The organism is Kribbella sp. VKM Ac-2571 (genome assembly GCF_004362255.1).
GTDB classification, from domain to species: Bacteria; Actinomycetota; Actinomycetes; order Propionibacteriales; family Kribbellaceae; genus Kribbella; species Kribbella pratensis.
Window position 1 is genome coordinate 1 of the sequence record NZ_SNWS01000013.1, and the last position, 16,219, is coordinate 16,219.

Consider the following 16,219-nt stretch of genomic DNA (forward strand, 5'->3'; position numbering starts at 1 on the left):
GGGTTGATAGGCCAGAGGTGGAAGCGCCGCAAGGTGTGGAGCTGACTGGTACTAATAGGCCGAGGGCTTGTCACACACCCATCCACTGGAATCCAATGGATGGAACAGACCTTGAAGACATAGTGTTTGTTTATGCAAGCCTGCGCTACGTAACGATGTTCGCGTTCACTGTACGGTTCCCGGAATACGGTCAAACCCCAGCCTTTCGGCTCGTGTGTGTTTGATTGATATTTCTATAGAGTTTCGGTGGCCATAGCGTCGGGGAAACACCCAGTCTCCATTCCGAACCTGGAAGTTAAGCCCGCCAGCGCCGATGGTACTGCGACCGGGAGGTCGTGGGAGAGTAGGACGCCGCCGGACATTCACACTGTTAAGGGCCACCCCGCAAGGGGTGGCCCTTAACATTTGTGGAGGGTCGGCGGCTGCCGACCAGGACGTCACCTCCCGCTGCCGGCGCGGTAACGTTTGTCCGATTACTGCTCTTCAGCATCGTTAGGAGTCACCGTGGCCACGCCACCTCGCAATCCTCGGTCCGGTTCAGGGGACCGACGCGGTTCATCCGGAGGGGCGGGCCGCTCAGGCGGGTCCGGTGGTGGACGCTCGGACTCGGGTCGTTCGAACTCGTCCGGCCGCTCGGGCTCCGGCGCCGGCCGTTCGGGCTCTGGAGCGGGTCGTTCGGGCTCTGGAGCGGGTCGTTCGGGCTCGGGTGGCGGTCGTTCTGGTTCTGGATCCGGTTGGACCGGCTCCGGGGCCGGTCGTGGTGGTTCCGGGACGGGTCGCTCTGGCTCTGGAGCCGGCCGTTCTGGTCCTGGTTCTGGTGCGGGGCGTGGCGGGTCCGGTGCTGGTGGCGGTGGTAGCCGCGGAGGTTCTGCGGGTCGCAGTGGTGGGGCGCCGAGCCGGCGAAGCGGGATTGCCGGTGGGCGTTCGGGTGGCTCGGGCAATTCGTCGTACCGGGATCGGGACGAGAGTTCTTCCGAGAACAGGCGTGGGTTTGTCGGTTCTCGAGGTGATGACAAGTCCGCGCGGGACCCGTTCGGTGGTCAGATGTCCGGCCAGGGTGGGCGGGACGATCGCTCGGGCGGGTACCGGCGCGATGATCGGGGCGGTTCGGGGCGCGGGCCTGGTGCGGGACGCGGCGTAGCCGGCTCCCGGCGAGACGACCGCGGCGGCCGCGACGACCGGGGTCGTGATGACCGCGGCGGGTACCGTCGTGACGATCGCGGTGGCGATGACCGCGGCGGGTACCGGCGGGATGACCGTGGCGGCACCGGCGGTGGTGGCGGTGGTGGATACCGTCGTGACGATCGCGGTGGTGAGCGCGGTGGATACCGGCGGGATGAGCGCGCGGACGGCGGACGTGATGATCGCGGACGTGACGACCGCGGCGGGTACCGGCGTGACGATCGCGGGGGCGATGACCGCGGCGGGTATCGGCGGGATGACCGTGGCGGAGCGAGCGGCGCTGAGCGCGGTGGGTTCCGGCAGGACGATCGTCGTGGTGAGCGCGGTGGGTACCGGCGTGATGAGCGGGCGGGGGACGACCGTGGGGGGCGGCGGGATGAGCGTGGGGATGCTCGTGGGTCTGCTCGGGCCGGTGGGCCTGGGCGGGGCGAGCGTGCTCCGTTCCGGCGGGATGAGCGGGGAGACTCGCGTGGGCGTCCGGCCGGGGATGCGCGTGGGCGTTCCGGAGGTCGGGACGAGCGTGGTGGCTTCGAGGGTCGCGGCGAGCGGCGTGGGTTCGAGGGTCGTGACGAGCGGCGTGCGTCCGGTGGGCGGGACGAGCGGCGTGGGGCCGGTGGCCGTGACGAGCGGCGTGGGACCGGTGGGCGTGATGAGCGGCGGGGTGGGCCTCGGCGGGAGGATCGTGAGGAGCGGGTTGGGCCGCGGCGCGATGATCCCAAGATTCCGGAAGGGATCACGGGGGCTGAGCTCGACCGTGGGGTGAAGGCTGAGCTGCGGTCGTTGCCGCGGACCTTGGCGGATCTGGTGGCGCAGCATCTGGTGGCGTCGGGGCGTTTCCTCGACGACGACCCGGAGCTGGCGTACCAGCACGCCCGGACCGCGCGGCGGTTGGCGGCCCGGCTCGGTGGTGTGCGGGAGGCTGTGGCGATCACGGCGTACCTGGCTGAGCACTACGACGAGGCGCTCACCGAGTTCCGCGCCGTACGGCGGATGACGGGTAACCACGAGGTCATCGCGATGATGGCCGACTGCGAGCGGGCGCTCGGGCGGCCGGACAAGGCGCTGGCGCTGACCAAGGACAAGCACGTTCATGACGTGTCGGAGGCGACGCAGGTCGAGCTGCTGATCGTGGCGGCCGGGGCGCGGCGTGACAAGGGTCAGACTGCGGCGGCGGTCCAGATGCTCGAGGTGCCGGAGCTGACGAAGCGGACGCGGGCCGAGTGGCTGCCGCGGCTGCGGTACGCGTATGCCGATGCGTTGGCGGAGGCTGGGCGGACCGATGACGCGCTCGTCTGGTTCCACCGTGCGGCCGGCGTCGACGGTGACGGTGTGACGGGTGCGGCCGAGCGGGCTGCCGAGCTCGAGGGCCTCGAGTTCACCGACCTCGACGAGGACGACACCGTCGTCGACGACGAGTACTTCGAGGACGAAGACACCGACACAACCACAGACGCACCCGCCGAGGACGCGGACCTGGACGTGGACAACGCCGACGGGGACGACACCGACGCGGTCGACGCCGACGAGGTGGATGCCGACGAGGTGGATGCCGACGTGGAAGACGCTGACACGGAAGACGCGGGCTTGGTGGACGCCGACGAGGAGCTTGGCGACGAAGGGCTCGGTGATGCCGGGGCGTCCGGTGGGGTTGGCCGCGAGGGTGACGAGGTTGTTGGGGAGTCCAAGGGCGACGGGGAGTAGGGCGTGGAGGGCGCGGCGGGGGACCAGCCGGTTGGGGTGTTGGTGGGGACCGTGCTGGCCAAGGGGGCGCGGCGGCTCGAGAAGTCTGTCGGGATGGTGGAGAACGGCGAAGACGACGCGATCCACCAGGTACGGGTGTCCTGCCGGCGGTTGCGGAGCGATCTGAAGCTGTTCCGCAACCTGCTGGCCGGCGACTGGGCGACCGAACTGCGAGCCGACCTGGCCGCACTCGCGCAGGCGTGCGGTGAGGCCCGGGACCTGGAGGTGATCGCGGCGCTGGTCCGCGAAACCGCTACCAGCGAGGACAACCAGGAACACGTCGAAACGATCCTGACCACGCTCACCCTCGGCCTGGAACGCGCCGCGGCGCGCTCCGCCGAGGTGGTCCTGGGAGAGTCCACCAAGGACCTGCTCACCACCATCGAGGCCGTCGCAGCCGCTCCCGACCTCAACGCCAAGGCAGGAAAGCCCTGCAACGAGGTACTTCCGCAGCTCCTCCGGTCCGCCACCGAGAGGTTCACCCAGGCAGCCGACAAGCTCAAGCCCTGGACTCCGGACGACGACTGGCACGAGGTACGGCTGCTGGCGAAGCGTGTCCGGTACGCCGCCGACACGAGCGCCGCCGTCTTCGGTGACGAAGCGCGGACGACCGCAGCGCACGCAGCGACGTACCAAGACCTCCTGGGACAGCACCAGGACAACTGCGCCGCGGCTGACGCTCTAACTGCCATGGCTGTCGACGCAGCAGCTCAGGACGACCCAGAGCTCTCCTTCACCCTCGGACGGCTCACCGAGCGCCACCGGGCCGCTCGCAAGCCCCTACGCGAGCAGTTCCTCAGCCTCTACCACCGTCCCTGACTCAGAGCGTCCGGAACAGCAGCCCCACCCGCGGCTTCGGACCGAACGAGGTGGCCTTCTGTGGCAGTACGACGCCTTGCGCGGCCGAACGCAGTACCTGGTCCATCCGGGGCGCTGCGAGCTCCACAGCGACCTGCTGAGGGCCGGCCAGCGCCAGTGCGTCTGACAGCGTGTGGTGGAAGCTGAGGTCGTCCTCGACCACCCCCCACGCCGGAAACAGCACGTCATGCAGCAGCGCCACCGTAGGCACCTCGGAATCAGTGTGAAGAGTCAGCCAGCTGGAGCCGTCCGTGATCGAGATGCGGTCCGGATCGCCCTCCACTCGACCGGGCTGCATCTGCCAGCCGGCCGGCGTACGTGACTGCACAGTCCTCAGGTCCAGACCAGGTACGACGCGGTGGATCGGGTCCAGCGTCAGCGGGTGCCGGATGTAGTCGACCAGCATCGCCAGACCGGCCTCTGCGGTCTGCCGGTACGGCTCGCGGAGCTGGCGCTCCAGGTACGCCGCATACCGGTGATGACCGTCCGCGATGACCGCCTCGTGTTTGGCCAGCTCCAGCTCGATCGTCGCCAGCACCTCTGGGTCGTCGATCCGCCAGATGCGGTGCTCGGCGCCGTTGTACGTCTCGGCCTCCACCCAGGGCTCACCGGACTGTGCCGCGTCCACAGCATCACTTGCCGCGCCACCGTCGGCGTACGCGAGCAGAATCGGCTCCAGGTCGGCGTCTGTCGCCTCCATCAGCTGCAGCCGGTCCTCGACCCAGTGCGGCATCACCTCTTCGTGCGGGAGCACTACTTGCCGTGTCGGGTCCAGCCGCAGCGAGCCGACCAGTCCACACAGTACGGCGCTGCCCAGGCGCTGCTCGTACACGTACAGCGCGGGCCGCTCGTCCTGCACCACCACACCGTCGCGCTGCCATCTTGCGAGCCGGTGCGCGGGTTCGTCGTACCGGCCGCGACCGAGGTCCGGATCGCGTGGAAGGATGAGCCTCACCATGTTGTGCAGATCAGAATCAGTCAGCCGCCGGACGATGGCGGGTTCCAGCACGTCGTACGGCGGTGAGGTGACGGCGCCGAGCCCGCTGACCTTGCCCGCCACGAACCGCCACGCACGCAGCGGTTCGAGTCTCAGCACCCCCCGAGGATCCGGCATGCGCGGAATCGTACGGGGTGAAGCGTGAGCGCGGAACGCACGGCGCCGCAGCCGCTCTCGGCGTGTGACGAACCGCTCGCGACTCGGTACGACGTGGCGCTGCTGGACCTCGACGGCGTCGTGTACGTCGGGCCGGACCCGGTCCCCGACGCGCCGGAGTACCTCCGCAAGGCCGCCAAGGAAGGCATGCGGATCGGGTACATCACGAACAACGCGAGCCGGCCGGCCGGAATTGTTGCCGAGCACCTCGCGTCGTTCGGGCTGGACGTGATCGCCGAGGACGTGGTGACGTCGGCACAGGCGGCGGCGAAGCTGATCGCGAGCGAGTTCCCGAAGGGATCACCGGTGCTCGTGGTCGGCGGCGAGGGGTTGTTCGTCGCGCTCGAGGAGTACGGGCTGACGCCGGTGCGGACCAGTGACGCGCGGCCGGTCGCCGTCGTCCAGGGCTTCCACCCGGACGTGAACTGGGTGATGCTCGCCGACGGCGCGCACGCGATCCACGAGGGCGCGAAGTGGTTCGCGACCAACCTCGACCTGACGATTCCGACCGCGGCCGGCAAGGCGCCGGGGAACGGCACGCTGGTGCAGGCGGTCCGGGCCGCGGTCGACGTGGACCCGGTCGTTGCCGGGAAGCCCGAGCCGCCGCTGCTGGAGACGAGCATCGAACGGCTGGAAGCCAAGCGCCCGTTGATGATCGGGGACCGGCTGGACTCCGACATCGAGGGTGCGAACGCGGTCGGGATCGCGAGTCTGTGGGTGGCGACCGGCGTCAACGACGCCTACGACCTGGCGCGGGCGCCGAAGCACCAGCGTCCGACGTACATCGCCGCAGGTCTCGGGGCCCTGGCCGAGAAGCAGCCCGGAGTGACGGTCAACGGCTCGAAGCACACGTCGGCCGGGTGGACCGCCGAGGTCGTGAACAACGCGGTCACGGTGAAGGGCGAAGGAGCGCCGTACGACGGACTTCGCGCGATCCTGTCCGCGGTCTGGGCCGCCGTCGATGCCCCCGCCGAGCCCACGAAGCCGGCCAAGGCCACTGCGCGCGGCCGCCGGCCTCGTCCGAAGCCCGCGCCGACGGCCGACGACATCGCCCTGGACGCGGCCCTCCACCGCATCGGCCTCGACAAGTAGGCCTGCCTCAGGCCTCGCGAGCGTGGGGCGGGCTGGTGTTGGGGCGGGGAGGCGATACCGTTGCTGGGAACGATGCGAGGAGGCAGTCATGGTGATGGACGCACTGCGCGGCTACGTACAGCTGGCGAACGGGTTGACCGAGGTCACCAAGCAGAAGGCCCAGGCGGCTGCGAAGGCGTTGCTGCAGCAGACCGGGGCGGACGCGCTGACGACGAAGGCGAGTGACCTGGCCGACGAGATCGTTGCCACCAGCAAGAGCAACCGCCAGCTGCTGCAGGCGATCGTGTCGAACGAGGTCGAGGGTGCGGTCGCGCGGCTCGGATTCGTCCGCTCCGAGGAGGTCGCGGCGCTGACCCGTCGGGTCAAGACCCTGGAGACCGAACTCGCCGAAGCGCGGGCTGCAGCTGCGCCGGCGGTGGCTGCACCGACCGGTGACGCGCTGCTGGAGGACGGGCCGGGCCCGATTCCCACGGCGAAGAAGGTCGCGGCGAAGAAGGCTGCCGCGAAGAAGGCGGCCAAAGCGGCACCTGCGAAGCAGGCGGCGGTCAAGGCGGCCAAGACGGCTCCGGCCAAGAAGACGGCGAAGAAGGCCTGACATGACCGAGCATCCCGGCGAGCAGTTCCCACCGGACGTGGACCCGGACGTCGAGCCTGGCTTCGACCCGTACCAGTCCGAGGAGACGCAGTCGCATCCGGACTACGACACCGAGCCCGGTGCCCAGGACGCGGCCCAGGAGACAGCGCAGGAGACAGTGCGGGAGACAGCGGAGCACGTGGATCCCGCCGCGGTCGAGTTCGGCCCGGAGTTCGCGCGTGCGCCCGGCCAGGAGTACGAGCACTCCTTCGAGGCAGGCTCCGCCGAAGACCCGGCGTACGAGGAACCGGCAAGCGACGAGTCGACCGAGGAAGGCGGTCATCCGCTGGTCGAGGAGACCATGGCTCGGCTGGACGAGCTGCGGGAGAAGCCGGTGAGTGAGCACGGTGAGGTGTACGCCGACCTGCACGAGCGGCTGCAGACCGCGTTGGTCGAAGCCGACGCCGAGCAGGGCGACCGGAACTAGCGAGTGGCCAAGGGGGTCAAGCGGTCGCGGCTCGATGCCGAGCTGGTACGGCGTGGGCTCGCGCGCTCCCGTGAGCACGCGAGCGAACTGATCGCGGCCGGCAAGGTGAAGGTCTCCGGGACCGTTGCCGGCAAGCCCGCGACTGGTGTCGGCGCGGACGCCCCGATCGTTGTCGACACGTCCGAGCACGAGGACCCCGGCTACGCGAGCCGCGGCGCGCACAAGCTGATCGGCGCCCTCGAAGCGTTCCCGGCTGTCCAGGTCAAAGGCCGCCGTGCGCTCGACGCCGGTGCGTCCACCGGCGGATTCACCGACGTACTGCTGCGCAACGGGGCGGCGCACGTGATTGCCGTCGACGTCGGGTACGGCCAGTTGGTGTGGGCGTTGCAGACCGACGAGCGGGTCACCGTGATGGACCGGACCAACGTCCGGACGCTGACGCTCGAGGACATCGGCGGTGAACCGGTGGATCTCGTGGTCAGCGACCTGAGCTTCATCTCGCTCACGCTCGTCCTGCCGGCGCTGCTCGGCGTGGTGAAGCCGGACGGCGAGCTCGTGCTGATGGTGAAGCCGCAGTTCGAGGTCGGCAAGGAGCGGCTGGGCAAGGGCGGCGTGGTCCGGGACCCCGAACTGCGGGCCGAGGCGGTCCGGAATGTCGCCGCCAAGGCGCATGCTCTGGGCTGGGGAATCGAAGGCGTAGCGGCCAGCCCATTACCTGGACCGTCAGGAAATGTCGAATACTTCCTGTGGATACGGCGGGAAGCACCGCCCCTCGATGAGACGATGCTCCAAACGGCGATCGAGAGCGGACCGCAATAAGGAGGCAGGGTGGCTGAGCAGGAGCCGCGGCGCGTGCTGCTGGTGACGCACACCGGCCGCGAGGAGGCCGTCGAGGTTGCCCGCGACGCGCACCGGTTGCTGACCGGCGCCGGGATGCAGGTCCGGCTGCTCGGCGGCGAGGCCGAGGAGCTCAAGCTCGACCCGGTGGAGATCGTCGACGACCCGGACAAGGCGGCGAACGACGTCGAGCTGATCATGGTGCTCGGCGGCGACGGCTCCATCCTGCGCGGCGCCGAGCTGGCCCGCCCGCACGGTACGCCGGTGCTCGGGGTGAACCTGGGCCACGTCGGGTTCCTGGCCGAGGCCGAGGTCGACGACCTGGAGCGGATCGTCCAGGTCGTGGTGGACCGCAGCTACACGGTCGAGGAGCGGATGACGCTGGCCGTCGACGTACGGCTGGACGACGAACTGATCTTCGAGACCTGGGCGCTGAACGAGGCGAGCGTCGAGAAGGCGGCCCGGGAGAAGATGCTCGAGGTCCTGGTCGAGGTCGACGACCGCCCGTTGTCCCGCTACGGCTGCGACGGCGTCGTGGTGGCGACGCCGACCGGAAGTACGGCGTACTCCTTCTCCGCGGGCGGACCGATCGTCTGGCCCGAGGTCGAGGCCATCCTGATGGTGCCGCTCAGCGCGCACGCATTGTTCTCCCGGCCGATCGTGGTGGCGCCGACGTCGCGGCTGTCGATCGAGCTGGTCCCGTCCTGGCACGGGCGCGGCGTGTTGTGGTGCGACGGCCGGCGGATGGTCGAGGTGCCGCCCGGCGCCGAGATCCAGGTACGGCGGGGTTCGACGCCGGTCCGGCTGGCCCGGGCCCACGAGGCGCCGTTCACCGACCGGCTGGTGGCGAAGTTCGACCTCCCGGTGCTCGGCTGGCGTGGGGCCGCCGAGCGCAAACGCAACGGAAACGGAAACTGACAATGCTTTCGGAGATCCGCATCACCGGGCTGGGCGTGATCGAGGACGCGACGTTGGACCTCGACCCGGGATTCACCGCGGTCACGGGTGAGACCGGTGCCGGCAAGACGATGGTCGTGACCGGCGTGAACATGCTGCTCGGCGGCCGTGCCGACAGCGGTCTGGTACGGCACGGGACGCGGCGGGCACGCGTGGAGGGCCGCGCGAGCGCCGTACCGCGGGCGATCGTCCAGCAGGCCGAGGACCGTGGCGGCGAGCTGGACGACGACGAGCTGCTGATCGCGCGCGAGCTGTCGTCGGAGGGCCGTTCGCGGGCGTTCCTCGGCGGCGCGTCCGTCCCCGTTTCCGTGCTGGCCGAAGTCTCCGGCGACCTTGTCGCGATCCACGGCCAGGCGGACCAGTGGCGGTTGCTGCAGCCGGCGCGGCAGCGCGAAACGCTGGACACCTTTGCGGGCAAGGCGGTTCTGGTGCCGCTGCAGGAGTACGCCGCCGCCTACAAGCGGCACCGTGAGGTCGAGGCCGAGCTGACCGAGCTGACCACCCGCGAGCGTGATCGCCTTGCCGAGGCGGACCTGCTGCGGTTCGGCCTGAACGAGGTCGCGAAGGCGGAGCCGTTGCCGGGCGAGGACAGCGAGCTCGCCGCCGAGGAAGATCGCCTCGCGTACGCGGACGGTCTGCGTACGGCGGCCACGAACGCGGCGGATGCGCTCGCGTCGGAGGATCTCGACTCCACCCGGCCGAACGACGTACTCGGCCTGCTGGCGTTGACGAAACAGGTCCTCGACGGAGAGCGCGAGCACGACGCGAAACTCGCGGAGCTGGCCGACCGCGCCGGAGAACTCGGCTACCTGGCGGCTGATCTGGCTCAGGAGCTCTCGTCGTACGCCGCTGATGTCGACACCGATCCGGCGCGGCTGGCTGTGGTGAGCGAGCGACGTGCGTTGCTCACCAACCTGATTCGCAAGTACGGCGCTGAGCACGGCACGGTCGACGAGGTCATCGAATGGACCAAACGGTCGGCCGAGCGGCTCGCCGAGCTCGACGGCAGCGACGAGCGCGTCGAGCAGTTGACGGCCGAGCTGGCCGAGCTGGACGCGAAACTCGCGGACCTCGGCCACCAGATGCGCGAAGCGCGGATCGAGGCGGCCGCACGGCTCGGCGTCGCGGTGTCCGAGGAGCTGACCGGGCTGGCGATGCCGCACGCGAAGCTGTCGGTCGAGGTGCACGAGACCACGGCCGGACCGTTCGGTATCGACGAGGTCGAGTTCTGCTTCGCGGCGAATCCGGGGAGTCCGGCGCGCCCACTGCAGAAGGCGGCGTCCGGCGGTGAGCTGTCGCGGGTGATGCTCGCGCTCGAGGTGATCCTGTCGGACACGCACCCGGTGCCCACGCTGGTGTTCGACGAGGTCGACGCCGGGATCGGCGGCCGCGCGGCGGTCGAGGTCGGCAAGCGGCTGGCCCGGCTGGCGGAGAAGACCCAGGTGATCGTGGTGACGCACCTGCCGCAGGTCGCGGCGTTCGCGGACCGTCATGCCGTCGTGCTGAAGAGCGACGACGGATCCGTCACCACCAGCGGTCTGATCGCGCTCGACGACGACGCCCGGCTGAAGGAACTCTCCCGGATGATGGCCGGCCTGGAGAACTCCGACGCCGCGCAGGCGCACGCCGAGGAGCTGCTCGCACTGGCCGCCGAACGGCACAAACCGCGCCGGAAGAGTCGTTCCAAAGGATGATTTGACGCGCCGATTCACCCATAGTCACCGTTAATTCGGTGCGTGAACAAGGGCCGGGCCGGGTAAATGGCCCGGGAAGGGGCTCTTGACATGGCAGGATGAGGGTGCGATGAAACTGCCCAGCCTGCGGAGAGCACGACCCACTGAACTACCCGGTGTCACCGGAGTGGTCCGGCTGGATCGACGTACCAAGAATCTCACCAAACGGCTCAAGCCGGGTGAGATCGCCGTCATCGACCACGTCGACCTGGACCGCGTCAGCGCCGAGGCCCTGGTGGACTGCCGGGTCGCGGCGGTGGTGAACGTCGCCGACTCGATCAGCGGACGGTACCCGAACCTCGGTCCGGAGATCCTCGTCGAGGCGGGCATCCCGCTCGTCGACGGCGTCGGTCGCGAGGTCTTCTCGGTCCTGCACGAGGGCGAGCAGGTCCGGCTCGACGACGCCACGCTGTACCGCGGCCACGAGGCGGTCGCGAAGGGCATGGCCCAGGACAGCAAGTCGGTCGCGGAGCTGATGGACGACGCCCGCGCCGGGCTGTCCGCCCAGCTCGAGGCGTTCACCGCGAACACGCTCGAGTACCTGCGTCGCGAGAAGGACCTGCTGCTCGACGGTGTCGGCGTACCGGCGATCCACACGCCGATGGAGGGCAAGCACGTCCTGATCGTCGTCCGCGGGTACGACTACCGCGAGGACCTGGTCGCGCTGAAGTCGTACATCCGCGAGTACCGACCGGTGCTGATCGGGGTCGACGGCGGTGCGGACGCGCTGGTCGAGAACGGGTACGTCCCGGACCTGATCCTCGGCGACATGGACTCGGTGAAGGACGAGACGTTGCGGAGCGGCGCGGAGGTGGTCGTGCACGCGTACCGCGACGGCCGCGCCCCCGGGGCCGAGCGGCTCGAGCGGCTCGGCGTGGAATCGATCGAGTTTCCGGCCGCCGGCACCAGCGAGGACATCGCCATGCTGCTGGCCGACTCCAAGGGTGCCTCGCTGATCGTCGCGGTCGGCACCCACAACTCGCTGGTGGAGTTCCTCGACAAGGGACGCCCCGGCATGGCAAGCACGTTCATCACCCGGTTGCGGGTCGGTGCCAAGCTGGTCGACGCCAAGGGCGTCTCCCGGCTGTACCGCAGCCGGGTCTCGACGTTCCAGGTGGTCGCCTTGATGGCGGCCGGCCTGTTCGCGCTCGGGATGGCGATGGTCGCCATCGGGGCCGACGACGTCGTCTGGTCGATCCTGCGGGCGCGCTGGAGCGACTTCGTCTACTGGATCCGGGAGCTGTTCACGTGATCGACTTTCGCTACCACATCGTCTCTATCGTGGCGATCTTCTTCGCTCTGGGCGCCGGTGTGGTGCTCGGCGCCGGACCGCTGAAGGGCACCGGCAGCGAACTCGTCGCGAGCCAGGCCGAGAAGGATCGTCAGCAGCTGTCCGACGCCCGCACGGAACTGGTGCAGCTGAAGGCGCTCGACAAGTACCGCGACGACTACGTCGCCAAGGTGACCGCCGGGATGACCACCGGCAAGCTGGCGAACAAGAAGATCGCGATCGTCACGATGCCGAGTGCCGACAACGACCTGACCAACAGCGTGCAGGACGAGGTGGAGAAGGCCGGCGCCGTCGTGACCACGAAGGTCGCGCTGGACGCGAAGCTGTTCGACACCGGTCAGCGGCAGTTGGTCGAGTCGCTGGTCAATCAGCTGGTCACCGCGGACATGCAGATCCCGACGGACAGTACGACGTACCAGCGGGCCGGGTTGCTGCTGGCTCGCGGGATCGCGGCCAAGGAGGACGGCAAGACCGGCGACGCGGACTCGACCAAGGTGATCAGCGGGATGACCGGCGCGAAGCTGCTGTCGCTGAAGCCGTCGCAGATCAAGGACCGCGCGACGCTGGTCGTGGTGATCGCGGCGAAGCCGCCGACGCCGGTGCCGGACAACTCGACGTACAACGACAGCGTCGACTTCCTGGAGGGCCTGGACACCGGCAGCGCCGGCGTCGTGGTCGCGGGGACGCCGGAGACCGCGGCCGACGGCGGAATCATCAAGGCCTTGCGGAGTGACTCCGAGGCCACCAAGATCGTTTCTTCGGTGGACGTGGCCGACATCCCCGCCGGGCAGGCGACCGTCGTCTTCTCGCTGGTCGAGCAGGCGGAGGGCAAGGCGGGGCAGTACGGCGCGATCAACGCGAAGAACGGCGTCGCGCCGTCGGCCGTACAGACGAAGGACAACTGACGTGGGAATTCTGAGCGCCGCCGTCGCGGCGGCCGCTACTGCCGGGCTCGAGCGTGCGGCGGAGAAGCTGCCGAAGGAGACCCGGGAGCCTTATCTGCGCACCAACCATCGCGGTGAATCGGTGACGCTGCTCGAAGGCCCGGTGGCGGTGCTCGGTGCGCTCGCCGGCGTCGCGGCGTCCCGTGGCAGTGGCAAGGTGAAGGCGGCCGCACTGGTGGCCGGCACAGTGTCGGGCGCGGTCGGTGCGTACGACGATCTGAAGGGGACCACGCAGGCGAAGGGTTTCCGCGGTCACCTGAGCGCGTTGAAGCGCGGCGAGGTGACGAGCGGCGCGGTGAAGATCCTCGGCGTCGGCGCGGCCGGTCTCGCGGCCGCCGCGCTGCTGCCGCGGAAGTCGCGCGGCGTGAAGGACCTCGTCGGAGTCGTTGCCGACGGCGCCTTGATCGCCGGTACGGCGAACCTCACCAACCTCCTCGACCTGCGACCGGGCCGCGCGCTCAAGGCTGTCACGGCCCTGAACGCACCGCTGGCCGTCGTGAACGGTCCGGCCGGTGCCGTCGTCGGCGCTGCCGCGGCGTCCGCCCCGTCGGACCTCGGCGAGCGCTCGATGCTGGGCGACTGCGGCGCGAACGGCCTCGGCGCCATCACAGGTACGGCGCTGGCCGCGTCGCTCCCGCGTCCGTTGAAGACGCTCGTGCTGGCGGCCGTCATCGGCCTCAATCTGGCCAGCGAGAAGGTCAGCTTCACCAAGGTCATCGCCGACACCCCGGCCCTCGACAAGATCGACCAGTGGGGCCGTCGACCCAGGTGAGCAGGCTCGCCCGCGCGGCCCTGGTTGTTGCGGCCGTCACGGTTCTGGCGCGGGTTGTCGGCTTCGGCCGGTGGTTGGTGTTCTCGAAAACTGTCGGCGCGGGCTGTTTGGCTGAGGCCTACACGACGGCCAATCAGCTGCCCAACATCCTCTTCGAAGTGGTCGCCGGTGGGGCGCTGGCGGGTGCGGTCATCCCGGTGCTGGCCGGTCCTGTCGCCCGCGGCGATCGGGTGGCGCAAGGGCGGATCATCGGGGCATTGCTGTCCTGGTCGTTCGTGTTGCTGGCCCCGGTCGCCTTGCTGGCCTGGGTTCTGGCGGGGCAGTACACCGACGCGATGCTCGACCCCGGCGCCGACTGCGCGAGCTCCACGGCGACCGCGACCCGGATGCTGGCGATCTTCGTGCCGCAGGTCTTCGGGTACGCCGTGGCAGTGGTCGCGACCGCAGTTCTCCAGTCCCACAAGCGTTTCGCGGCCGGCGCGTGGGCGCCGCTGATCTCGAGCCTGGTGGTTGTCGGCACCTACTTCCTGTTCGCCGGCACGGCACCTGACGCGGACTCGGCCTCGCAGGGCGCCACTGATCTGCTGGCCTGGGGTACTACAGCCGGCGTCCTCGCATTAGCCCTCACAGTCCTCGTCCCGATGCTCCTGCTCCGCCTGCCGATCAGACCGACCCTCCGGCTGGACCCGGGCGTAGGACCGGTACTGCGGAAGCTCGCACTCGCCGGCCTGGCCGTACTGGTCGCGCAACAGCTCACCTTCGTCGTCACGACGTACCTGGCCAACCACCGTGGTGTGGCAGGCAGCATTGCCGTCTACACATGGGCCAACGCGGTGTACCTCCTGCCGTACGCGGTGCTCGCCGTGCCGATCACCACAGCTGTGTTCCCGCGCCTGGCAGCGGCGTTCGAGGCAGGGGAGGGCTTCGACCGCTACGCCGCGGCGTCCACGCGCGCAGTGATGCTGGCCGGTGGCGCCGGTGCCGCACTGCTCGTCGGTACGGCGGTACCCGTCGCCAGGATCTTCGCGTACGACGACGGTGCGGTGCAGGAGGCCAAGGCGACCTCACTCGCCAATGGACTCGTCGCATTCGCACCAGCTGCCATCGGTTTCGCCGTACTCATGCATGTCGGCCGGGTGCTCTACGCCCGGCACTGCGGGCGTGAGGTGGCGGTAGTGACATCAGCGGCCTGGATACTCGTCGCCGTAGCCGGTGTGGTGCTCACGGCTCGCTGGGACGCAGTACCGGCACTGTCCGCCGCGATGTCGATCGGCATGGTCATCGGGGCAGTCGCACTGATCCTCGTCCTGCGTCGTGAGGCTGGACCAGCTGTACTGGCCGGAGTGCCGCGTGCGCACCTCACTGCACTAGCGGGCGCTGTGCTGGCCGGTGCGGCTGGCTGGGCGGTGGCACTGCCAGCAGGAGACGGTGGAGTCGGCAAGGCAGTGGCGTTCTCCGTCCTCTCCGGGCTCGCCGCCGTCGTCGTGTACGCCGTGGTCGTGCTTGCATTGGATCGCGCGGACGCTCGCGCACTCGTACGACGGGAGAAACCATGAGGATCGGGCTGCTGCTCGCGGAGTCGCGGGGCGGCATCGGGCAGCACGTTGCCTCGCTGGTGCCGCGGTTCGTGAGCGCGGGGCACGAAGTGGTGGTGTGCGCTCCTCCGGGCACGGCCGAGCACTTCGAGTTCGCTCCGGCGACCGTCGTCTCCCAAGCGGCCGGGCTGCGTGAGTGCGACGTCATCCACGCGCACGGCTACCGCGCCGGCATGACCGCGCTGCGGGACAGGTCCCGGCTGCGCCCGCTGGTCGTCACCTGGCACAACGCGGTGATCGCGCCAGGACCACGAGGCCTCGTGATGCGGATGGGGCAGCGGCTGGTCGCCAGAGGCGCCGACCTGACCCTGGGCGCGTCCAGCGACCTGGTGGACCTGGCCAAGAGCCTCGGCGCCCGCAACGCGCAGCTGGCACCTGTGGCCGCTCCGGCGATGCCACGGATCCGTGCACGGCGCGCCGACGTACGGCGGGAACTGGGGATCGGTGACCAACCCATGGTGCTCACCGTGGGGCGTCTGGCGCCGCAGAAGGACTACCCGACCTTGCTGTCCGTCGCTGCCCGCGTACACGAGTCGACTCCGGACGCGGTGTTCGTGGTCGTCGGTGACGGGCCGCTGCGGGACAACCTGCAGGCGCGGATCGACGCGGAGCAGCTACCGGTCCGGTTGCTCGGTCACCGTAACGACGTGGCCGATCTACTGGGCGCGTCCGATGTGTTTCTGCTCACATCGCACTGGGAGGCGCGCGCGCTCGTACTGCAGGAGGCGATGCAGGTCGGCGTACCGGTCGTGGCCACTGCGGTCGGCGGCGTGCCCGAGCTGGTCGGAGACAGCGCCGTACTGGCATTTCCCGCTGACGCGGACGGGTTGGCGGACGGGGTACGGGCCGTTCTGGCAGAGCCCGACACCGCGAACGCTATGCGGACACGCGGCCGGGAGTTGGCGTCCAGATGGATGGACGAGGACGCGGTGGCGAAGAATCTGCTCGACATCTACGCGGGTCTCGTCGCGACCGGTGGTTGACAAGAGGTAGGCTGGAGACCC

15 protein-coding genes and 1 rRNA gene are annotated in these 16,219 nt (G+C 69.6%); 15 read left to right on the forward strand and 1 reads right to left on the reverse strand.

The genetic code is table 11. The features are described 5' to 3' along the window. Positions 1–242: 242 nt before the first annotated feature. The 4 genes from rrf (at position 243) to EV651_RS26385 (ending at position 3,741) form a co-directional block, all read left to right on the forward strand. Positions 243–360: ribosomal RNA gene (gene rrf, locus EV651_RS26365) — 5S ribosomal RNA — on the forward strand. 850 nt (positions 361–1,210) lie between these two features. Beyond that, the gene (locus tag EV651_RS26375; RefSeq protein WP_133787946.1) at positions 1,211–1,945 is read left to right on the forward strand and encodes a hypothetical protein; all 735 of its coding nucleotides are present in this window, start codon (positions 1,211–1,213) and stop codon (positions 1,943–1,945) included. Next, positions 1,942–2,883: a hypothetical protein gene (locus tag EV651_RS26380; protein ID WP_238157204.1), complete on the forward strand. Its 942-nt coding sequence runs from the start codon at positions 1,942–1,944 to the stop codon at positions 2,881–2,883. The genes EV651_RS26375 and EV651_RS26380 overlap by 4 nt, the downstream gene beginning before the upstream one ends. Before the next feature lie 3 nt (positions 2,884–2,886). Then, the gene (locus EV651_RS26385) at positions 2,887–3,741 is read left to right on the forward strand and encodes a CHAD domain-containing protein (protein ID WP_133787947.1); all 855 of its coding nucleotides are present in this window, start codon (positions 2,887–2,889) and stop codon (positions 3,739–3,741) included. Between the two features lies 1 nt (position 3,742). Here EV651_RS26385 and EV651_RS26390 read toward each other — a convergent pair whose 3' ends face one another. After that, positions 3,743–4,894, reverse strand: a complete 1,152-nt coding sequence (locus EV651_RS26390) for a DUF1015 family protein (protein ID WP_133787948.1) — start codon at positions 4,892–4,894, stop codon at positions 3,743–3,745. A gap of 24 nt (positions 4,895–4,918) precedes the next feature. Here EV651_RS26390 and EV651_RS26395 point away from each other — a divergent pair, with 24 nt between their 5' ends. The 11 genes from EV651_RS26395 (at position 4,919) to EV651_RS26445 (ending at position 16,198) form a co-directional block, all read left to right on the forward strand. After that, positions 4,919–6,025: an HAD-IIA family hydrolase gene (locus EV651_RS26395; RefSeq protein WP_133787949.1), complete on the forward strand. Its 1,107-nt coding sequence runs from the start codon at positions 4,919–4,921 to the stop codon at positions 6,023–6,025. Positions 6,026–6,113: 88 nt separating this feature from the next. Continuing rightward, positions 6,114–6,620, forward strand: coding sequence for a phasin family protein (locus EV651_RS26400; RefSeq protein WP_133787950.1), 507 nt, complete (start codon positions 6,114–6,116; stop codon positions 6,618–6,620). 1 nt (position 6,621) lies between these two features. Continuing rightward, positions 6,622–7,086, forward strand: coding sequence for a hypothetical protein (locus EV651_RS26405; RefSeq protein ID WP_133787951.1), 465 nt, complete (start codon positions 6,622–6,624; stop codon positions 7,084–7,086). 3 nt (positions 7,087–7,089) lie between these two features. Beyond that, positions 7,090–7,905, forward strand: coding sequence for a TlyA family RNA methyltransferase (locus EV651_RS26410; protein ID WP_133787952.1), 816 nt, complete (start codon positions 7,090–7,092; stop codon positions 7,903–7,905). A 9-nt stretch (positions 7,906–7,914) separates the two neighbouring features. Further along, positions 7,915–8,841: an NAD kinase gene (locus EV651_RS26415; RefSeq protein ID WP_133787953.1), complete on the forward strand. Its 927-nt coding sequence runs from the start codon at positions 7,915–7,917 to the stop codon at positions 8,839–8,841. Between the two features lie 2 nt (positions 8,842–8,843). After that, positions 8,844–10,574, forward strand: coding sequence for a DNA repair protein RecN (recN, locus tag EV651_RS26420; protein WP_133787954.1), 1,731 nt, complete (start codon positions 8,844–8,846; stop codon positions 10,572–10,574). A 109-nt stretch (positions 10,575–10,683) separates the two neighbouring features. After that, on the forward strand, positions 10,684–11,865 hold the full coding sequence (steA, locus tag EV651_RS26425; RefSeq protein ID WP_133787955.1) for a putative cytokinetic ring protein SteA: 1,182 nt from the start codon (positions 10,684–10,686) through the stop codon (positions 11,863–11,865). Beyond that, positions 11,862–12,809, forward strand: coding sequence for a copper transporter (locus EV651_RS26430; protein ID WP_133787956.1), 948 nt, complete (start codon positions 11,862–11,864; stop codon positions 12,807–12,809). The genes steA and EV651_RS26430 overlap by 4 nt, the downstream gene beginning before the upstream one ends. 1 nt (position 12,810) lies before the next feature. Then, entirely contained in the window at positions 12,811–13,620 is an 810-nt protein-coding gene (locus tag EV651_RS26435; RefSeq protein WP_133787957.1) for a hypothetical protein, read from the forward strand. Beyond that, complete coding sequence (gene murJ, locus EV651_RS26440) at positions 13,599–15,176, forward strand: murein biosynthesis integral membrane protein MurJ (RefSeq protein ID WP_238157205.1); 1,578 nt, start codon at positions 13,599–13,601, stop codon at positions 15,174–15,176. Before EV651_RS26435 ends, murJ begins: the two co-directional genes overlap by 22 nt. Next, complete coding sequence (locus EV651_RS26445) at positions 15,173–16,198, forward strand: glycosyltransferase family 4 protein (RefSeq protein WP_133787958.1); 1,026 nt, start codon at positions 15,173–15,175, stop codon at positions 16,196–16,198. Before murJ ends, EV651_RS26445 begins: the two co-directional genes overlap by 4 nt. Positions 16,199–16,219 lie beyond the last annotated feature (21 nt).

Excerpts from the sequence above, each read along its gene's own strand:
- recN (WP_133787954.1), top strand. The coding sequence starts at position 8,844 with ATGCTTTCGGAGATCCGCATCACCGGGCTGGGCGTGATCGAGGACGCG.
- EV651_RS26390 (WP_133787948.1), bottom strand. The coding sequence starts at position 4,894 with ATGCCGGATCCTCGGGGGGTGCTGAGACTCGAACCGCTGCGTGCGTGG.
- steA (WP_133787955.1), top strand. The coding sequence starts at position 10,684 with ATGAAACTGCCCAGCCTGCGGAGAGCACGACCCACTGAACTACCCGGT.
- EV651_RS26400 (WP_133787950.1), top strand. The coding sequence starts at position 6,114 with ATGGTGATGGACGCACTGCGCGGCTACGTACAGCTGGCGAACGGGTTG.
- EV651_RS26445 (WP_133787958.1), top strand. The coding sequence starts at position 15,173 with ATGAGGATCGGGCTGCTGCTCGCGGAGTCGCGGGGCGGCATCGGGCAG.
- EV651_RS26405 (WP_133787951.1), top strand. The coding sequence starts at position 6,622 with ATGACCGAGCATCCCGGCGAGCAGTTCCCACCGGACGTGGACCCGGAC.